Origin of the sequence: Streptomyces cinnabarinus, assembly GCF_027270315.1 — a bacterium.
Lineage (GTDB): Bacteria > Actinomycetota > Actinomycetes > Streptomycetales > Streptomycetaceae > Streptomyces > Streptomyces cinnabarinus.
The window spans coordinates 8,422,107-8,435,821 of sequence record NZ_CP114413.1; the positions used below are offsets into that span (position 1 = coordinate 8,422,107).

A 13,715-nucleotide genomic window follows, 5' to 3' on the forward strand; every position below is an offset into this window, starting at 1 on the left:
GACGTACTGTTCGAACCCGGTCAGATCCGGCCAGGCGACAGCGAGGAGACGGAGACACGATGAGCAGGGCCACCAGGACGAGCACCCAGTCGCCTGCGCCGCACATCGCCGACAGCCACGACATGATCCGTGTGCACGGCGCCCGCGAGAACAACCTCAAGGACGTCAGCATCGAGATCCCCAAGCGCCGGCTGACGGTGTTCACGGGGGTCTCGGGATCGGGCAAGAGCTCCCTGGTGTTCGACACGATCGCCGCCGAGTCGCAGCGGCTGATCAACGAGACCTACCCCGCCTTCGTGCAGGGCTTCATGGCGAACCTGGCCCGGCCCGAGGTCGATGTGCTCGACGGCCTCACCACCGTGATCAGCGTCGACCAGGCGCGCATGGGCGCCGACCCGCGCTCCACCGTGGGTACCGCCACCGACGCCAACGCCATGCTGCGCATCCTCTTCAGCCGCCTCGGCAAGCCGCACATCGGCCCGCCGAGCGCGTACTCCTTCAACACGGCCTCGGTGAAGGCGAGCGGCGCGATCACCGTGGAGCGCGGCGCGAAGACCAAGGCCGAGAAGGCGACCTTCGAGCGCACCGGCGGCATGTGCAACCACTGCGAGGGCCGCGGCAAGGTCTCCGACATCGACCTCACCCAGCTCTACGACGACTCCAAGTCGATCGCCGAGGGCGCCTTCACCATTCCCGGCTGGAAGTCGGACAACGTCTGGACCGTCGGCATCTACGCCCAGTCCGGCTTCCTGGACCCGAACAAGCCGATCCGCCGGTTCACCAAGAAGGAGATGCACGCCTTCCTCTATGGCGAGCCGACCAAGGTGAAGGTCAACGGCGTCAACCTCACCTACGAAGGTCTCATCCCGAAGATCCAGAAGTCGTTCCTGTCCAAGGACAAGGAGGCGATGCAGCCGCACATCCGGGCCTTCGTGGAGCGGGCCGTCACCTTCACCACCTGCCCCGAGTGCGACGGCACCCGGCTGAGCGAGGGCGCCCGGAACTCGAAGATCAAGCGGATCTCCATCGCCGACGCCTGCGGGATGGAGATCCGCGACCTCGCCGAGTGGGTGCGCGGCCTGAAGGAGCCGTCGGTGGCACCGCTGCTGACCGCGCTCCAGCAGACCCTCGACTCGTTCGTGGAGATCGGCCTCGGCTATCTCGCCCTGGACCGGCCCTCCGGCTCCCTGTCCGGCGGCGAGGCGCAGCGCGTCAAGATGATCCGCCACCTCGGCTCCTCGCTCACCGATGTCACCTACGTCTTCGACGAGCCGACCATCGGTCTGCACCCCCATGACATCGAGCGGATGAACAACCTGCTCCTCAGGCTGCGGGACAAGGGCAACACGGTGCTCGTCGTGGAGCACAAGCCGGAGACCATCGCGATCGCCGACCACGTCGTCGACCTCGGCCCCGGCGCCGGTTCCGGCGGCGGCACCGTCTGCTTCGAGGGCGGCCTCGACGGTCTGCGCTCCTCCGGCACCGTCACCGGCCGTCACCTCGACGACCGGGCCGTGCTGAAGGAGGACGTGCGCAAGGCGACCGGCGCGCTGGAGATCCGCGGTGCGACGGCCAACAACCTCCAGGACGTCGACGTCGACGTCCCGCTCGGTGTGCTCACCGTCATCACCGGCGTCGCGGGCTCCGGCAAGAGCTCGCTGGTACACGGCTCGATCCCCGCCGCCGAGGGCGTCGTCTCGGTCGACCAGAGCCCGATCCGCGGCTCCCGGCGCAGCAACCCGGCGACGTACACCGGACTGCTCGACCCGATCCGCAAGGCCTTCGCCAAGGTCAACGGCGTCAAGCCGGCCCTGTTCAGCGCCAACTCCGAGGGCGCCTGCCCGACCTGCAACGGCGCCGGGGTCATCTACACCGACCTGGCGATCATGCAGAGCGTGGCCACCCCGTGCGAGGACTGCGAGGGCAAGCGGTTCCAGTCCGCGGTGCTGGAGTACCACCTCGGCGGCCGCGACATCAGCGAGGTGCTCGCGATGTCGGTGGCCGAGGCGGAGGAGTTCTTCGGCTCCGGCGACGCCCGCACCCCGGCCGCGCACGCCATCCTCAGCCGGCTGGCCGACGTCGGTCTCGGCTACCTCACCCTCGGCCAGCCGCTCACCACGCTCTCCGGCGGTGAACGGCAGCGGCTGAAGCTGGCCACGCACATGGCCGACAAGGGCGGCGTCTACGTCCTCGACGAGCCGACCACCGGCCTGCATCTCGCCGACGTCCAGCAACTGCTCGGCCTGCTCGACCGGTTGGTGGACTCCGGCAAGTCGGTGATCGTCATCGAGCACCACCAGGCCGTCATGGCGCACGCCGACTGGATCATCGACCTCGGCCCCGGCGCCGGACACGACGGCGGCAAGGTCGTCTTCGAGGGCACGCCCGCCGAGCTGGTCGACGCGCGCTCCACCCTCACCGGCGAGCATCTGGCGCAGTACGTCGGCGCCTGACGCGGGCTATACGGCCTGGACGACGACTCCGGTGGCTTCCAGCGCCGTGACCTCGTCCTTGGGTGCCGAGGCGTCGGTGACGAGGGTGTGCAGCAGGGTCGAGGGGCCGACGTAGGCGTAGGCGGTGTGGCCGAGCTTGCTGCCGTCGGTGGCGAGGACGACGCGGCGTGCGGAGGCGATGGCGGCCTTCTTCACGGCCGCGTCGTCGAGGTCGTAGGCGGTCAGGCCCTCGGCCGCGCTCAGCCCGCAGCAGCCCATGACCGCGGTGTCGAAGCGCAGGGCGGCGAGGGACGCGAGAGTGAGCGGCCCGGTCAGGGCTCCCTCGGCGGCCCTCGGCTGTCCGCCGGGCACCATCAGCTTGACCGGGGCCGGGACCTCGGCGAGCACATGGACGGCCTGCAGGGACAGGGCCATCACCGTGACCGGCCGCCGACGCAGCAGATGGGCGATCTCCAGGCAGGTGGTGCCGCTGTCGAGGAGGACGGTCTCGCCGTCGGCGATGAGCGCGGACACCTCCGCCGCGATACGGCGCTTGGCGTCGACGGCCTTGTGGGCGCGCAGCGCGAACGGCGGCTCCTCGCCCCGGAGCAGCAGGGTGCGGGCCCCGCCGCGGACGCGCTCCAGGACGCCCTGCGCGGCCAGCGCGTCGAGGTCGCGCCGGATCGTCATCTCGGAGGCGCCGGTCAGCGCGGCGAGTTCCTGGACCGTGCTGCTGCCGGACTCCCTGACGGCCTGGGCGATCATCGCGTGCCGGTCTGCGTTGCTCATGCGGCGATTGAACACCTCACGAAACGAACATGCAATGTGTGCGATTCGCCAGTATTCAATCACTCGGAATGTTCATTACGTTGATCGGTGTGAATCATTCGCTGCGGTCCGCCCGAATGGCGACCTTCGTCTACTTCATCCTCTGCGGCACCACAATGGGCACCTGGGTGGTGAACATCCCCGCCATCGAGGAGCGCGTGGACATCAGCCACGCGACGCTCGGAGGACTCCTGGTGCTGCTCGGCCTCGGGGCCTTCCTCGGCATGCAGGTGGCCGGCCGGCTGACCGACGGGCTCGGAGCGCGCGTCGTCGTCCCCGCCACCGGAGTGCTGTGCGGGGCGTCCCTGGTACTGCCCGGCCTCGCCGCGGACCCGTGGACGCTGGCGGGTGCCCTGCTGGTCTTCGGCTTCTGCAACGGCTGCCTGGACGTCGCCATGAACGCCCACGCCGTACACGTGGAGAAGGCCTACGCCCGTCCCGTCATGTCGGCCTTCCACGCGACGTTCTCGGTCGGCGGTGTCCTCGCCGCGCTCGTGGGCGCGGCGACGGCGAGCGCCGACCTGAGCCCAGCGGCGGGCATGGCCGCCGTAGGCTCCCTGACCATCGTGATCGCCCTGGCGACGGCACGCGCCCTGCTGCCCGCGACGGCCGACACGGACACGGTGGACGAGGCGCCGACCGCTGGGCCCCGGAGCACCGGCGGACGCATCTGGATCCTCGCAGCCCTGGCTCTGATGGTGATGCTGTGCGAGGGAGCGGCCAACGACTGGAGCGCCCTGCACCTGAAGGACGTCCTGGGCGCACCCGCGAGCGCGGCGGCCTTCGCGTACGGCACCTTCGCGGCGACCATGACCATCGGGCGGCTGCTGGCCGACCGCCTGGTCGCCCGGTTCGGTTCCCCGGCGATCCTGCGCCACGGAGCGGCGACGGCCGCCGTAGGCATCACGATCGTGGCCCTCGCCCCGTGGATATGGGCCGCGTTCCTGGGCTGGGCGCTGTTCGGTCTCGGCCTGTCCGGCTGCGTACCGCAGCTGTTCAGCGCGGCCGGCCACGCCGACCCCGCCGCCGCGGGCGCCAACGTCTCCCGAGTCGCCGGACTCGGCTACGTCGGCATGCTCGCCGGTCCCGCGGTCATCGGCTGGCTGACCCACCTGGTCGCCCTCAACCACGCCTTCGTCCTGCTGACGCTGCTGTGCGCGATCACGGCCGTGGCCGCGGGAGTCCTGCGCACCGCCCCCGACCCCACCCGTGAGCCGGCGACGAGCGCCCACTGACCGCCACTCGGGATCAGGAGGAACCCATGTCGAGTGACCGGAACATAGTGCTGTTCGACCTCTTCGGAGTCATCGCCCGCCACCAACGCCCGGGCGCCCTGGCGAAGATGGCCGCCCGCTGCCACGCCCCCACCGAAGACTTCACCACGGCGTACTGGGCCTGCCGCCCGCCGTACGACGCGGGACAGCAGTCGGCCGGGGAGTACTGGACCGCCGTACTGAGACAACTGCACTCCGAACCTGACGCCGACATGATCGAGGAGTTGCGCCGGGCCGACATGGACAGCTGGTCACGCGTCGACGACCGGATGGTGGCTTACGTCCAGTCACTCCGCGAGGTCGCCGAGGTAGCCCTGCTGTCCAACATCCCCGCGGACCACGCCGACGCCTTCCTGGCCGCGCAGCCCTGGCTGCACAATCTGGATCACGTCGCCTTCTCCGGAAAGATCAAAGTGGCGAAACCAGACCCAGCGGCTTTCCGACACTGCGCCGACGCGATGCGGGCTGCCCCGGCGGACTTCCTCTTCGTCGACGACCGCGAGGAGAACGTACGCGCCGCGCGGGCCACGGGAATGCGCGGGCACGTCTTCACCGCCCAGGACGAGCTGGCGGCCGCCATCGCGATCGAACTTTGAGGAGTGTGCCCAGTGCGGATCTACCTCAGTGCGGACATGGAAGGCGTCACCGGGCTCGTGGACGCCGACGACGTCCAGCCCGGCGGCCGGGACTACGAGCGCGGCCGACTGATGATGGCCGAGGACGTCAACGCCGCCGTCCGGGGCGCCCTCGCGGCCGGCGCCACCGACATCACCGTCAACGACGCCCACGGCCCCATGCGCAACATCCTCCCGGAGTCCCTGCACCCGGCCGCCCGCCTGATCCGGGGCAAGCCCAAGCACATGGGCATGCTCGAAGGCCTCACCCCCGAGCACGACGCCATGCTCTGCGTCGGCTACCACTCCCGGGCCGGAGCGCTCGGGGTCCTGAGCCACAGCTTCATGGGCCACGAGATCGAGGACATCTGGCTGAACGGCCGCCCCGTCGGCGAGATCGCCCTGGCCCACGCCACGGCGGCGGCCCTCGGCGTCCCGCTGGCCGCCCTCACCGGCGACGACCGCGCCTGCGAGGAGATGGCCGAATGGGACGCCTCCGTCACGACCGTGGCGGTGAAGCACGCACGGGACCGCTTCGCGGCGGATCTACGCCCCACCGACGAGGCCCGCACGGCGATCGAACAGTCAATCACCGCCGCACTCACGGCAAATCGAACGCCCCCAGCGCCACCCCCGGCCGACTCCACCCTCACCGTCCGCTGGCAGTCGTCCTCGGTGGCCTCAACCCTCCTGGGGATTCCGGGCGTCACCGCGACGGACACCCGCACCGTAGAGGCCCAAGGCACCCTGCCCACTCTCTACCGGCTGTTCGGAGTGTGGATGAGAGTGGCGACATCCCTGACCAACCAGCCGCCGTACTGCTGACCATTGCGCGGCCCGGGGCGGCAGGGCGTGTTCAGCCGAGGGCGAGCCATTCCAGGCCGAGCCGCTCGACTTGGGCGCGCAATCTCGGAGCGCGTGACAGGCCATCTGGGGGAGTTCTACGGCCAGTTGGCCCCCACAGGGCAGGAGCCCTCAGCCGGGGCGCGGGACCCGAATTGACCAACAGCGTCCCCGCGTGGGTTGCGGGTTGGTCAGCCGGTGAAGGGTTCCAGCGCGAAGCGGCCGATCGCCACGAAGGCGGTCAGGGCAAGGTAGCCGCCGTCCCCCAGCGCGGCTTTGGTCTCGCCGCGGCGGATCCGCAGGATCGTGGCGCCGGTCATGATCAGTGCCAGGCCGGTGGCCGCCAGCGGTACCAGTATCGGCGCGATGTCGAGCACGGCCGGCAGGATCAGGCCCGTGGCACCGAGGATCTCAAGTGCTCCGATGGCCTTGAGGGGGCCGGGCTTGAAGTCGAGGACCCAGCGCGCGGCGTCGGCCATCGTGGCCATCTTCTCCCGCGGGACGAACAGCTTCCCGAAACCGGAGAACAGGAAGACGGCGGTCAGCAGGCCGGTGACGATCCACAGCGCGAGGTTCATGAGTCTTCTCCTGGGCGAAGCTTCTGGGGGTGGCGGCCGGGGGCGGACCCGGGATCCCGGGTCCGCCTGAGATGGTGAGGGGAATGTCCGCGTCAGCCGAACTGACCGGGCTGGTACTCGCCGCCGGGGGTCCGGGTGATCACGTTCAGCCGGTTGAAGGCGTTGATCACGCAGATCAGAGCCACCAGGGCCATGAGCTGGTCCTCGTCGTAGTGCTTCGCCGCGTTCGCCCACGCCTCATCGGTGACGCCCCTGGAGTCGGCGAGGCGGGTGCCCTGCTCGGTGAGTTCCAGTGCCGCCCGCTCCGCCTCGGTGTAGACGGTTGTCTCCCGCCATGCCCCGACCAGGTTGATCCGCACCGCGCTCTCGCCGGCGGCCGCGGCGTCCTTGGTGTGCATGTCGAGGCAGCCTCCGCAGCCGTTGATCTGGCTGGCGCGGATCTTCACCAGCTCCTGCACCGCCTTCGGCAGCGCCGAGTCGGTGATGGCCTTGTTCGACGAGATGATGTACTTGGCCCACTTCGATCCGACCTCGTTGCGCATGGGGTTGATCCGGGTTTCCATCTCGGTCTCCTTCGTCTTCGGCTGCTTGCACCACTACGACGAAGAGCCCCGCCAGGACGTAACAACCCCATGCGCTCGGTGTGTTCTACTCGGGTCGCGCGGGCAGACCCATGGCGTCGAGGCGCCCTCGGTCGCTCACGGTCAGGAGCTCGACGATCCGGTCGTCGACCACGGTGCACGCCACCACGCCGAGCACCTTGCCGTTCGCACCCCAGGCCACGAACCCGGGTTCGCCGTTGACCCAGACCGGGAGCACCGAGGTCATCGACCGGGCGCCGCGCAGGACCGGTTCGGCGACCTCGCCCGCCCCGACCGTGGTCATCACGCCCTGCGGGTGGTACGTGCGCCAGGTCACGTCGGGATCGAGTACTCGTACGAGCCCTTCGAAGTCCCCGTTCCGCGCCGCGGCAAGAAATGCGTCGACCACCGCGCGCTGCCGGCGCGGCTCCTCCGCCGGCACCGAAGTGCCCTGCACCTTCCGGCGTGCCCGGCTGGCGAGCATCTTGGTCGCGTCGGTGGACCGCCCGATGATCTCGCCGATCTCCGCGAACGGCACCGCGAACATGTCATGCAGGACGAACGCCAGCCGCTCGGTGGGCGTGAGGGTGTCGAGTACGACCAGCAGGGCCAGCCCGACCGATTCGGCGAGCATCGCGTCGTCCTCGGGCGCCGCCCCGCCGTCCACGGTCACCACCAGCTCGGGCAGGCGGTCGTCGTACGACAGCTCGGCACGGGTCTTGCGCGAGCGCAGCACGTCGATACAGACCCGGCCGACCACGGTGGTCAGCCAGCCGGCCAGGTTGTCGATCGCGCCCGCGTCCTGCCGCGCCAGCCGGATCCACGCCTCCTGCACCGCGTCCTCGGCGTCCCCCCGCGACCCAAGCATCCGGAACGCGACCGCCACCAGACGCTCACGCTGCTCTTCGAAGACTCCCGCCAGTACTTCGTGCGGACCTGACCCGGTCATGTCGTTACCTTCCTCGCGCGAACTCCGTCATGATCATGACGGGCCGGAAGGCGCCGAGGTAACCGTTCGGCGTGCATCGGATGGAAGCGCGGCAGCGGCGGCCTGTCGTTGGACGGGGTGCGGTGCATCGTCCGGGTCGTAGACCCCGACACCGTAAGAGGAGGGTGACGATGGCACGGACCGAGTACTACGACGACCCAGCGGCACCGGAGCCGAACAGCCTGGTGGTCGCCGCGTCCGCCGTGGTTACCGACGACGAAGGGCGTTTGCTCCTTCATCGTCGCCGGGACAACGATCTCTGGGCGCTCCCTGGTGGCGGGATGGAGATGGCCGATTCGCTTCCGGGGACAGCCGTCCGTGAGGTGAAGGAAGAAACGGGTCTGGATGTGGAGATCACCGGGCTCGTGGGCACGTACACCGATCCTCGCCACGTCATCGCCTACTCGGACGACGAGGTGCGCAGACAGTTCAACGTCTGCTTCACCGCCCGCAGGGTCGGCGGCCGGCTCGCGATCTCGGACGAGTCCACCGAGCTGCGGTTCGTCCGGCCGGAAGAGATCGATCAACTGCCGATGCACCACACGCAACGGCTCCGGATCCGACACTTCCTGGAGCACCGCGAGCGGCCCTACCTCGGCTGACCCTCGATCCTCAATGTCAGTGGACGGAGAAGCCGCCGTCCACGAACAGGGACTGGCCTGTGACGTACGCCGAGGCGCCGCTCGCCAGGAAGACCGCCGCTCCCGCGAAGTCCTCGGCCAGGCCGTTGCGGCCGACCATCGTGCGGGCTGCGAGGGCTGCCACCTTCTCGGGGTCGGACGACAGGCGGGCGTTCAGCGGGGTCATGACGAAACCCGGGACCAAGGTGTTGCAGGTGACTCCATGGGGGGACCAGGCCTCCGCCTGGGAGCGGGCGAGTGACTCCAGCGCGCCCTTGGAGACGCCGTAGGCGCCGCTCTGGACGAAGGCGCGGTGGGCCTGTTGGGAGGTGATGTGGATGATGCGGCCGAAGCCGCGTTCGGCCATGCCGGGGCCGAAGCGTTGGCCCAGGAGGTAGGGGGCCTCCAGGTTCACGGTCATGGTGGTGTCCCAGACGTCCTCGTCCAGTTCGGCCATGGGCGGGCGCAGGTTGATCCCGGCGGAATTCACCAGGATGTCCGGTTCCCCGAACGCCTCGGCCGCCTCCTCGGCCGCCGCGCGTACCCCGTCCCGCGTGCTCAGATCGGCGCTCACCCAGGCGGCCCGGCAGCCATCAGCCGTCAACTCCGCTACCGTCGCCGCCAGTTCCGCCTCCTTGCGGGCGACGACCACGACACTCGCGCCCGCCCGGGCGAGGGCCCCGGCGATGGCGCGCCCGATGCCGGAGCTGCCGCCGGTCACCAGGGCGACCCGGCCGGAGAGGGAGAACAGTTCGGAGAGGTAGGGCTGGGAAGTCATGGGCGCACCTTAGAGTGCGTGATGCTCCTGGCGCCTCAGAAGGTCCGCTTCAGGAGATCCAGCAGCGCCGCCCAGTGGCGTTCGTCCGCCTCACGGTCGTAGGCCGAGGTGTCGGCCTGGGTGAAGCCGTGTTCGGCGCCCGGGTAGACCTCGCAGCGGTGGCGGACGCCCGCCGCCCTGAGGGCGTTCTTCAGGCGTTCCTGCTGATCCACGGGCATCGCCGGGTCGTTGTCGGCATGGCCGAAGTAGAGCTCCGCGGTGATGTGTTCGGCGACCAGGTGGGGGCTGTCCGGTGTGTCGGTGGCCAGTGGTCCGCTGTGGAAGCCGGCCGCTGCGGCGACCCGTTCCGGATACGTTCCGGCGGTCAGCAGCGACAGACGGGCGCCGAAGCAGTAGCCGGTCAGCGCCACCGGACCGTCGGCGGTCAGGGGGCTCTCCGCCAGCGCGCGCAGATACGCGTCGGCGTCCCGCATCGCCCTCTCCGGTGTCAGGGACTGCCCCAGCGGGCGGAGTTGCTGGAAGATCCCTTCCCGCGCCGCCTGGTCGATGTAGTCGGGCAACTCGACCACCGGGGCGGGTCCGTGACGGTAGAACACGTTCGGCACCAGGACCGTGTATCCGGCTCCGGCGATCCGGTCGGCCATGGCTCGCAGTTGGGGCCGCAGCCCGAAGGCGTCCATGTAGAACAGGACCGCGGGGTGGGGTGCTCCGTCACCGGGGTGGGCCAGATAGGCGTCGGCCGTGCCGTCCTCGGTGACGATGTCAACGGTGGTTCCCTGTACGGCGATCATGTGATCATCGTGGCACGGATCGCCGTACGGCCTCACTCGAACCGCGCGGTGTCGCCCGCCCCACGCCGTACGATCTCGGCCTCGCCGCCGGAGAAGTCGATGACGGTGGTCGGCTCGGTGCCGCACTCCCCGGAGTCGACCACCGCGTCCAGCACATGGTCGAGGCGGTCCTTGATCTCCCAGCCCTGGGTCATCGGTTCGGCCTCGTCGGGCAGCAGCAGCGTGCTGGACAGTAGCGGCTCGCCCAGCTCGGTGAGGATCGCCTGGGTCACCACATGGTCGGGGATGCGCACGCCGACGGTCTTCTTCTTCGGGTGCTGGAGCATGCGCGGCACCTCCCTCGTCGCGGGCAGGATGAAGGTGTAGCTGCCCGGTGTGGAGGCCTTGATCGCGCGGAACACGTCCTTGTCGACCTGCACGAACTGCCCGAGCTGCGCGAAGTCCTGGCACACCAGGGTGAAGTGGTGCCGGTCGTCCAGGCGGCGGATCGCACGCATCCGGTCCGTTCCGTCGCGGCTGCCGAGTCGGCAGCCCAGTGCGTAGCAGGAGTCCGTCGGGTACGCGATCAGTGCGTCGGCGCGGATGCTGTCGGCGATCTGCGCGAGGACACGCGGCTGGGGGTTCTCGGGGTGCACATCGAAGTACTTGGCCATTTGCCGAGGGTATGCCCTGTGCCCGCCCGCGACGCGCAGGGTGGGCCCGCCCCGCTTGAGTCTCCCGTCGGGGGAGACCGGAGACTTGGCGCATGAACGGCGACACGCTCTCCATCGGCGAACTGGCCCGCCGCACCGGCCTGACGGTCAAGACGGTCCGGCTGTACTCCGACCGCGGCATCGTCACCCCCGTCGCACGCACTCCGGCCGGTTACCGCCGCTTCGCCCCTGAAGCCGTGGCCCGTCTCGCCTTCGTCCGCACCCTGCGCGAACTCGGTCTGGGGCTCGACACGATCCGGCGGATCCTCGACCGGGAACTGCCCCTGGACGAAGTCGCCGCCCGGCACGCGGCCGCCCTGGACGCCCGGATCGGCGCCCTGCGCCTCAGACGCGCGGTCCTCACGGCCGTGGCCGCCCGTACCCCCACCACCCCCGAGGAGCTACGACGGATGCACGATCTCGCCCGCCTCACCGCGACCGAACGCCGCCGCCTGGTGGAGGAGTTCCTCGGCTCGGTCCTCGACGAGGTCCCGGCCCACTTGGCGATACGGCGCTCGATGACCCCCGAGCCCCCCGACGAACCGACCCAGGCCCAGGCCGAGGCCTGGATGGAGCTGGCGGAGCTCTCCCTCGACCCTGACTTCCGGGACGCCGTACGCCGACTGGTCGAGGAGCACGCGCGCCGGGCGTCCTGCCCACCGCTCCCGGACGCCGTGGCACTCGCCCACCGGCACGTGGGTCCGGCGCTGGCGGCCGGGATCGCCCCTGACTCCCCGGACGCCGCCTCCGCCGTAGCGGCCCTCACCGCGCACGCCGGCCGTGATCTGCTCCAGCGACTGGAAGCCGCCGACGATCCGCGCCGGGACCGGTACTTCGAGCTGCTCGCGGTGATCAACGGCTGGCCGCCGCCGGAGCCCCACACCCCGGTGATCCGCTGGACCGTGGCGGCTCTGCGGGCGCGGGCCGCGTGAGGGGCGGGAGCTGAAGCAGTTCCCCTTCGCTGTCCGGTGCTTTCAACATCCCTCCACCGACCTCACACCGACACGTCTGAAGCCGTGAGTGGTGGGGACCCGTCCTTGCTGTGGACGGCGCACGCCAGCCGCGCGAGGGTGCGGTAACGTCCCGAAGCGATACGTCGACAACGGGGACGAAAGGCGAGGGAAGGCCGAAGGTGGGTGGCCGGGAGGACGGGAGCCACAGCTCGGAGGAGCGGGCCTGGGAACGGGAGTTGCTGGACCTGCTGCGGCCGGGTGCGCCCAGCGTGCGGCAGGTCGTCGGATGGCTCGCGGACACGGTGCGGGGCACGGTCTGTCTGCACGACGACACCGGCACCGTCCTCGCCGGAACCGCCCTGGACACCGGGCCGTTCGAAGGGCTGCTCGGGGACATCGTGGCCGGGCGGATCGCCTCCGCCGCGTGGGAGGGACAGGGCCGCCATCTGCGGCTGGTCCGCGTGGCGGCGGCCGCGGGTGTGCTGACCGTGTCCCGCACGGTCCCCTTCGACCGGCGCGCCTCCGAGATCGTCACGCACACCGTCCAGGTCCTCGAACTGCTGCTCAGGGCCCATCAGGCCACCGACTCCGTGCACCGGCTCCACCAGGCCACCTCCGACCTGCGGCTGGCGATCCTGCAACTGCTCATGGTGGAGGACACCGTCTCCGCCCGCCGGGTCGCCGCGGGCCTGTGGCCGGGGCTGCTGGACACCGACACTGCCTGTGTCTACGTCGTCGAGAGCCGGCCCGAGGAGCGCGACCGGCTCGCCGAGGAGTGCCTGGACGCCACGGCGGAACAGGCGCTGGTCGTGCGCTGCCCGGCGATGGACGGGCATGTGATCGTGGTGACGCCCCGGGACAGCGTGGCCGCCGTCCTGCGGTCGCTGATCGGCTCCCGCCCCCGGGTCTACCTCGGCGGCAGCGCCCGCCAGAGCCTCGCCCGGACCGCCACCGCCTACGGCCAGGCCGTGAGCGCGCTGGCCGTGGCCCACTTCCGCCCCGACCAGGCGGCGGTGTACGCCGAGCGCACCCACCCCGAGCGCCTGATGGACCCCGCCGTGTTGCACGGCTGGACCGCCCGGGTGCTGCGGCCCCTCGACAGCCTGCCCCATCACACCCGCGCCGAGCTGCTCGCCACCACCCGGCTCGGCCTGGAGTTCACCGCGGTCAGCGCGGCCAAGGTGCTCGGTGTCAGCCGCAACACCGTCCGGGCCCGGATGGAACGCGCGGAGGCCCTGCTGGGCACGGACTTCACCGACCTCACCGCCCGTGCCGTCGTCCACCTCGCGCTCAACACCCAGGAGCACGCCGAGCACGACCCGGACACCGCGCCCGCCGAGGCGGGTGAGCTGCTCGGCGGACCCGCGATGCGTACCTGGGCCCACGACCTCCTGTCCCGCCTGGACGCCGACACCCGCGACCTGCGCCGCACCCTGCGCACCTGGATCGCGGTGGGCGGCAACGCCGAACGTGCCGCGCAGACCCTCGGCGTCCACGCCCAGACCGTGCGCGAACACGTCCGCGCCGCGGAACCCGTCCTCGAACGGCAGCTCCTCGCCGGCGGCGGCGACCTGTACGAGGTCGTGCTCGCTCATCTGGCGTCGGGCGACCTCGATCAGCCCGCCCTGCGCGGGGTAAAACGGGGTGAATCGGACTCACTTGTGCACAGGTGAGCCCCGAGCCGTCATCAGCGGGCATCGACACGGTTCACAAGCACCCTGCCCTCCGCGTAAGTTCGACGAG

14 protein-coding genes are annotated in these 13,715 nt (G+C 70.5%); 7 read left to right on the forward strand and 7 right to left on the reverse strand.

Going from position 1 to position 13,715, the window contains the following annotated elements; all coding sequences use genetic code 11:
• The first annotated feature begins 59 nt into the window (after positions 1-59).
• Positions 60-2,453 (forward strand): excinuclease ABC subunit UvrA, encoded by a 2,394-nt coding sequence (locus STRCI_RS38015; RefSeq protein ID WP_269663551.1) that lies wholly within the window; start codon positions 60-62, stop codon positions 2,451-2,453.
• 6 nt (positions 2,454-2,459) lie between these two features.
• Here the strand turns inward: STRCI_RS38015 and STRCI_RS38020 are convergent, their stop codons facing one another.
• Positions 2,460-3,221, reverse strand: a complete 762-nt coding sequence (locus STRCI_RS38020; RefSeq protein WP_269663552.1) for a DeoR/GlpR family DNA-binding transcription regulator — start codon at positions 3,219-3,221, stop codon at positions 2,460-2,462.
• Positions 3,222-3,337: 116 nt separating this feature from the next.
• Between STRCI_RS38020 and STRCI_RS38025 the strand changes: the two genes are divergently transcribed.
• Genes STRCI_RS38025 through STRCI_RS38035 form a run of 3 tightly spaced genes read left to right on the forward strand, consistent with a single transcriptional unit; the run spans position 3,338 to position 5,973 of the window.
• Positions 3,338-4,495, forward strand: coding sequence for an MFS transporter (locus STRCI_RS38025; protein ID WP_269664751.1), 1,158 nt, complete (start codon positions 3,338-3,340; stop codon positions 4,493-4,495).
• A 26-nt stretch (positions 4,496-4,521) separates the two neighbouring features.
• Positions 4,522-5,130: an HAD-IA family hydrolase gene (locus STRCI_RS38030; RefSeq protein ID WP_269663553.1), complete on the forward strand. Its 609-nt coding sequence runs from the start codon at positions 4,522-4,524 to the stop codon at positions 5,128-5,130.
• Positions 5,131-5,142: 12 nt separating this feature from the next.
• Positions 5,143-5,973: a M55 family metallopeptidase gene (locus STRCI_RS38035; protein WP_269663554.1), complete on the forward strand. Its 831-nt coding sequence runs from the start codon at positions 5,143-5,145 to the stop codon at positions 5,971-5,973.
• A 209-nt stretch (positions 5,974-6,182) separates the two neighbouring features.
• Here the strand turns inward: STRCI_RS38035 and STRCI_RS38040 are convergent, their stop codons facing one another.
• From STRCI_RS38040 to STRCI_RS38050, 3 genes are all read right to left on the reverse strand, one after another.
• On the reverse strand, positions 6,183-6,569 hold the full coding sequence (locus STRCI_RS38040; RefSeq protein ID WP_269663555.1) for a DoxX family protein: 387 nt from the start codon (positions 6,567-6,569) through the stop codon (positions 6,183-6,185).
• 92 nt (positions 6,570-6,661) lie between these two features.
• Positions 6,662-7,132, reverse strand: coding sequence for a carboxymuconolactone decarboxylase family protein (locus tag STRCI_RS38045; protein WP_269663556.1), 471 nt, complete (start codon positions 7,130-7,132; stop codon positions 6,662-6,664).
• A gap of 85 nt (positions 7,133-7,217) precedes the next feature.
• Positions 7,218-8,099: a sigma-70 family RNA polymerase sigma factor gene (locus tag STRCI_RS38050; protein WP_269663557.1), complete on the reverse strand. Its 882-nt coding sequence runs from the start codon at positions 8,097-8,099 to the stop codon at positions 7,218-7,220.
• 170 nt (positions 8,100-8,269) lie between these two features.
• Between STRCI_RS38050 and STRCI_RS38055 the strand changes: the two genes are divergently transcribed.
• On the forward strand, positions 8,270-8,740 hold the full coding sequence (locus tag STRCI_RS38055; RefSeq protein ID WP_269663558.1) for an NUDIX domain-containing protein: 471 nt from the start codon (positions 8,270-8,272) through the stop codon (positions 8,738-8,740).
• Positions 8,741-8,756: 16 nt separating this feature from the next.
• Here STRCI_RS38055 and STRCI_RS38060 read toward each other — a convergent pair whose 3' ends face one another.
• Genes STRCI_RS38060 through STRCI_RS38070 form a run of 3 tightly spaced genes read right to left on the reverse strand, consistent with a single transcriptional unit; the run spans position 8,757 to position 10,980 of the window.
• The gene (locus STRCI_RS38060; RefSeq protein ID WP_269663559.1) at positions 8,757-9,536 is read right to left on the reverse strand and encodes an SDR family NAD(P)-dependent oxidoreductase; all 780 of its coding nucleotides are present in this window, start codon (positions 9,534-9,536) and stop codon (positions 8,757-8,759) included.
• Positions 9,537-9,571: 35 nt separating this feature from the next.
• Positions 9,572-10,327 carry a dienelactone hydrolase family protein gene (locus STRCI_RS38065; RefSeq protein WP_269663560.1) on the reverse strand — a complete coding sequence of 252 codons (756 nt, stop codon included), beginning with the start codon at positions 10,325-10,327 and terminating at the stop codon, positions 9,572-9,574.
• 32 nt (positions 10,328-10,359) lie between these two features.
• Entirely contained in the window at positions 10,360-10,980 is a 621-nt protein-coding gene (locus STRCI_RS38070; RefSeq protein ID WP_269663561.1) for an L-threonylcarbamoyladenylate synthase, read from the reverse strand.
• Between the two features lie 92 nt (positions 10,981-11,072).
• On the opposite strand from STRCI_RS38070, the gene STRCI_RS38075 reads away from it, so the two are divergent.
• Both STRCI_RS38075 and STRCI_RS38080 read left to right on the forward strand, forming a co-directional pair.
• Complete coding sequence (locus STRCI_RS38075) at positions 11,073-11,951, forward strand: MerR family transcriptional regulator (RefSeq protein ID WP_269663562.1); 879 nt, start codon at positions 11,073-11,075, stop codon at positions 11,949-11,951.
• A gap of 200 nt (positions 11,952-12,151) precedes the next feature.
• Positions 12,152-13,645, forward strand: a complete 1,494-nt coding sequence (locus STRCI_RS38080; protein ID WP_269663563.1) for a helix-turn-helix domain-containing protein — start codon at positions 12,152-12,154, stop codon at positions 13,643-13,645.
• Positions 13,646-13,715 lie beyond the last annotated feature (70 nt).

Excerpts from the sequence above, each read along its gene's own strand:
- STRCI_RS38015 (WP_269663551.1), top strand. The coding sequence starts at position 60 with ATGAGCAGGGCCACCAGGACGAGCACCCAGTCGCCTGCGCCGCACATC.
- STRCI_RS38020 (WP_269663552.1), bottom strand. The coding sequence starts at position 3,221 with ATGAGCAACGCAGACCGGCACGCGATGATCGCCCAGGCCGTCAGGGAG.
- STRCI_RS38025 (WP_269664751.1), top strand. The coding sequence starts at position 3,338 with ATGGCGACCTTCGTCTACTTCATCCTCTGCGGCACCACAATGGGCACC.
- STRCI_RS38030 (WP_269663553.1), top strand. The coding sequence starts at position 4,522 with ATGTCGAGTGACCGGAACATAGTGCTGTTCGACCTCTTCGGAGTCATC.
- STRCI_RS38040 (WP_269663555.1), bottom strand. The coding sequence starts at position 6,569 with ATGAACCTCGCGCTGTGGATCGTCACCGGCCTGCTGACCGCCGTCTTC.
- STRCI_RS38045 (WP_269663556.1), bottom strand. The coding sequence starts at position 7,132 with ATGGAAACCCGGATCAACCCCATGCGCAACGAGGTCGGATCGAAGTGG.
- STRCI_RS38050 (WP_269663557.1), bottom strand. The coding sequence starts at position 8,099 with ATGACCGGGTCAGGTCCGCACGAAGTACTGGCGGGAGTCTTCGAAGAG.
- STRCI_RS38055 (WP_269663558.1), top strand. The coding sequence starts at position 8,270 with ATGGCACGGACCGAGTACTACGACGACCCAGCGGCACCGGAGCCGAAC.
- STRCI_RS38060 (WP_269663559.1), bottom strand. The coding sequence starts at position 9,536 with ATGACTTCCCAGCCCTACCTCTCCGAACTGTTCTCCCTCTCCGGCCGG.
- STRCI_RS38065 (WP_269663560.1), bottom strand. The coding sequence starts at position 10,327 with ATGATCGCCGTACAGGGAACCACCGTTGACATCGTCACCGAGGACGGC.
- STRCI_RS38070 (WP_269663561.1), bottom strand. The coding sequence starts at position 10,980 with ATGGCCAAGTACTTCGATGTGCACCCCGAGAACCCCCAGCCGCGTGTC.
- STRCI_RS38075 (WP_269663562.1), top strand. The coding sequence starts at position 11,073 with ATGAACGGCGACACGCTCTCCATCGGCGAACTGGCCCGCCGCACCGGC.